This is a genomic window from Streptomyces sp. URMC 124, from assembly GCF_051386455.1.
Classification (GTDB): domain Bacteria; phylum Actinomycetota; class Actinomycetes; order Streptomycetales; family Streptomycetaceae; genus Streptomyces.
In genome coordinates this window covers 1-3,301 of the sequence record NZ_JBPQTS010000285.1, presented here as the reverse complement: position 1 = coordinate 3,301, position 3,301 = coordinate 1, and the positions used below count along the sequence as shown (strand labels likewise).

The window sequence follows — 3,301 nt, the reverse complement described above, 5'->3', positions numbered from 1 at the left end:
TCCCCGTTCCCCCCGCCCCCCGCCTGCTGCTCGACGACGGCTCCGGCGGCCGCCGAGTGGCGGCGGACGTTCAGCGCCAGCCCGCTGTGGACATTGACGACGCGGCAGCCGCCGCCCCCGTTGCGGATCTCCCAGCTCTGGCTCCGGTACGCCGGGTCGTTCTCCTCCAGGTGCCGCTGCTCGGCCGGCGCACCGGGGTCCTTGCGGCAGTACCGCACCTGCAGATACCGCCCGCTGTGCTGGTTCTGCAGCCGGTAGACGTGCTCGCCGCCCTGCCCGGGCTCCAGGCGCCACGCCTGGCTCGCGCGCTGCGGCCAGTCGTGGAGCGGCTCCTGGACGACGTCGGCGGCGTCGTGCCTGCTGAGTCCCCGGACCGTCAGGTACAGCCCGGTCTTCTCGTTCCTGACCAGGTACGTGGTGGTGGCGTGGACGCTCATGAACCCTCCTGGGTACGGAGCGGACGTCGGACCGTGCGGGTCAGGCCGCCCACCCTAGGGCCGGGGAGGGAGGGTGCCCAGGGCAGCCCCGGCCAGTTCCTGACGGGCCGCGAGCTCCGCCTTGACGGCGGCCAGCTCCTTCCCGTTCCGCTCGATCTCCCGCCGCTGGTACGCCGCGTCGACCGCGAACCAGACGCCCACCACGTTGTGTTCCTTCTTGCACCGCGCGTCGGCCGCCGCCGTCTCCCGCTCCTGCGCGGACGGCTCGGGCGTGCGCCAGGCCGCGTCGCCCGACGCCTTGAGCGGATCGGCGTACGACGGGAAGCCGCGCGACGTCATGCACTGCGCCCAGCGGGCGAAGACGCCCACCACGCGTGGGTCGCGCTGCGACCGCTCGAAGCTCTCGCTGTTGATCCGGTCGGCGACCGGGGCGTCTCCCCCGGCCTCGGCGTTGTCCGAACGGAGCGCGGCCCGCGCCTCGCCCAGACAGCCGCCCGGGGGCACCACGTGCCCGTTGACGCGCTGCCCGCCCTTCGCCGCGGCGCTGCCCGGCTTGACCCCGGGGTCGTCCGTCCCGGTGAGGGCGACGGTCGCCTCGGCGGAGAGGGACGGCGGAGCAGCGGGCGGCGGAGGCGGCGTCCGCGGGCTGCCGGGCGGCGCGAAGCCGTAGCGGGCGGCAGCGGCGGGATCGGTGACGCCGTAGCGGTACTGCGTACGGGTCCCGGGCCGGAAGGGCGTGGCGGGGTCGGGTGGCCGGTAGGCGACCGCGAAGCGGTTCATGCAGCGGGCGACGAGGGTGCGCCGGGCGGCGTCGAGCCGGTCGGCCTGGTCATTGGTGAGGAGATAGGCGTCGATGGGAAGGGAGTGGGCGGCCGCGGATTCCATCGCCGGAAAGGCCGAGGCGGAAGCGGAGGCGGAGAACTCGTCAACGTCAGGACCGTCCCCTCCGCGGGACGACGACTGCGAACATCCTGCGGCCCCCAGCAGCACACCCGCGACGGCGACCGCGACAGCAGCGAGGGCGCCCCGCCCGTGACGACAGGCGGGGCACCCGGTGCGCGACGACAGCTCGATCACCCGAATTTGCCGGACGCGTTGTTGTTCCGCAGACCGGGGATGAGGTTCTCCCGGCCGCCGGCCGCGATGCGCTGGTGCGTACCGGCGTAGTTCGGGCTGAAGTAGATCGTGATCGCGTTGCTGAAGTCCCAGTTGTCGACCGACGCCGCGTTGTTCCGCACCGACAGGCCCGCGCCGGAACCGCCGCGCGTCGACGTGCTCGTCACGAAGTAGTTGTTCCCGTAGTTCGCGTCGTCGTAGTACTGCTTGTGGATCGCACCCGTGTAGTTCTGGTGGTAGTACAGGCACGCGTAGCCGGTGGAGCAGCTTTCCGCGCGCAGATCCGCCGACGCGGATGCCGGCGTGGTGGCCAGAAGGCCCGAACCCGCGGTGGCGACGGCAATAGCCCCGGCCACGGCCAGACGCTTGAATCGCATACCAAAACCCTCCTGTTGCGTGTGTGTGCAGGAGCAGGAAGCGGTTCGGTTTCAGGCGACATCCTGTCCGGCCCACCGTGTAAAAAGACAGCGCCTTCGACCCTCATCGAAACGCGCAGCTCGAATTCACGAGCGCGGAACCCGTACGGGTACGCACGTGGAACGCGCTCGTCCCGTGCGAAACGGTCCTGAGCAGACCCGCGTCCCGCAGCGCCGACAGGTGATGGCTCACCGTCGGCGCGGAAACCCCCACGCGGCGGGCGAGCTCCCCCGAGGTGCAGGCCGTCCCGGCCGCGATGAGGATCCCGGCGCGGGTCGCCCCCATGAGCCGGGCCAGCGCCTTGTCGCCCGCGGGGTCGGCCTGCGGCTGGGCGGCCGGGTGCACGAGGACGGGCGGCGCGTCCGGATCCTCCGGCAGGTGCCCGCCGCCGTGGCAGAAGTACGACGGCTGGAGCAGCAGCCCCCGGCCGCGGAGCTCGTGGTCCCGGTCCAGGGCGCTACGGACGTGCAGCGTCGGCGGCGTCCACCGCATGGTCGGCACGTAGCTGCCGAGCAGGCCGTGGACCCCGCCGTCGAGGAGCGCCCGGATCCGCAGGGCGCGGTCGCCGTCGACGCCGGCCCGGATGTCCTCCCAGTACGGGTCGACCGCCACCTCCCGGTACGCCTCCGGCGGCCGGGGATGCGGCAACCGCGCGAACTGTGCGACGACCTCGCGATGCCAGTCGCCGTAGCGCGGCGGCACGACCCGTCTTCGTAAGTGCCGCAGGCTCAGCACCAGCTCCCAGTGGGGATCGGGCGCCGTTGCGACACGGGTGTTCAGGAGATCGGTGTCCGTGAAGTGAATTCGCAGCACCGCGGCAGAGTGTCAAGGGAGGTGCGGGGGCACTAGGCGAAATGCGGCTGAGGTGCATTTTGGCCGACTTCGGCAGGGCGGCGGCCTTGCGCGGTCATGGCCCGCAACCGCGCGACGCGAGCGCGGACGCCCACCGGGTCGTGAGCGTCCGGGGGCGGTTCGACACCGCGGCAGGCCCGGCACAGACCCCCGGGGAGGGCTTCGGGGCGGCCCGGAACGCCGCACCCGGCGCACTCCATGATCCAGCGGGGCGGGGGCGTCGCCTCCCGCGTCCCCGTCTCCGCACGCGGGTCGGGAACAGGCTCCGGAGGGAGCCTGTCGATGAGCCTCTTGCGGGTGAAAGCGCGCGGGCAGTAGATGACGTCGGGAAGCCCGTTGCACAGGATCCGCGCGAAGGCCTCCGGCGTGACACCCCGCGCGAACCACTCGGCGGCGAGGGGTTCGAGGGCGGCGCAGTCGGCGGCGGAGAGGGTGAGGCGGGGGTCGGAGACGCGGAGGGTGGCGAGGGAGACGTAGGC

At 72.8% G+C, this 3,301-nt stretch carries 4 protein-coding genes and 1 pseudogene; all 5 read right to left on the bottom strand.

Features of this window, described 5'->3' with window-relative positions; genetic code table 11:
* Positions 1-437, bottom strand: a 437-nt coding sequence (locus tag ACSNOG_RS32210) for an RICIN domain-containing protein (RefSeq protein WP_436756247.1), incomplete at its 3' end; no start/stop codon positions are given.
* 54 nt (positions 438-491) lie between these two features.
* Entirely contained in the window at positions 492-1,322 is an 831-nt protein-coding gene (locus ACSNOG_RS32205) for a hypothetical protein (protein WP_436756246.1), read from the bottom strand.
* A gap of 188 nt (positions 1,323-1,510) precedes the next feature.
* Positions 1,511-1,930, bottom strand: coding sequence for a peptidase inhibitor family I36 protein (locus ACSNOG_RS32200; protein WP_436756245.1), 420 nt, complete (start codon positions 1,928-1,930; stop codon positions 1,511-1,513).
* A gap of 103 nt (positions 1,931-2,033) precedes the next feature.
* Positions 2,034-2,783: an ArsR/SmtB family transcription factor gene (locus tag ACSNOG_RS32195; RefSeq protein ID WP_436756244.1), complete on the bottom strand. Its 750-nt coding sequence runs from the start codon at positions 2,781-2,783 to the stop codon at positions 2,034-2,036.
* A gap of 32 nt (positions 2,784-2,815) precedes the next feature.
* Positions 2,816-3,301 (bottom strand): annotated as a pseudogene (locus ACSNOG_RS32190) (hypothetical protein); the annotation flags it as partial.

What these genes read in the sequence shown, in the direction of transcription:
- ACSNOG_RS32200 (WP_436756245.1), bottom strand. Translation starts at nt 1,930, where the DNA reads ATGCGATTCAAGCGTCTGGCCGTGGCCGGGGCTATTGCCGTCGCCACC.
- ACSNOG_RS32205 (WP_436756246.1), bottom strand. Translation starts at nt 1,322, where the DNA reads ATGGAATCCGCGGCCGCCCACTCCCTTCCCATCGACGCCTATCTCCTC.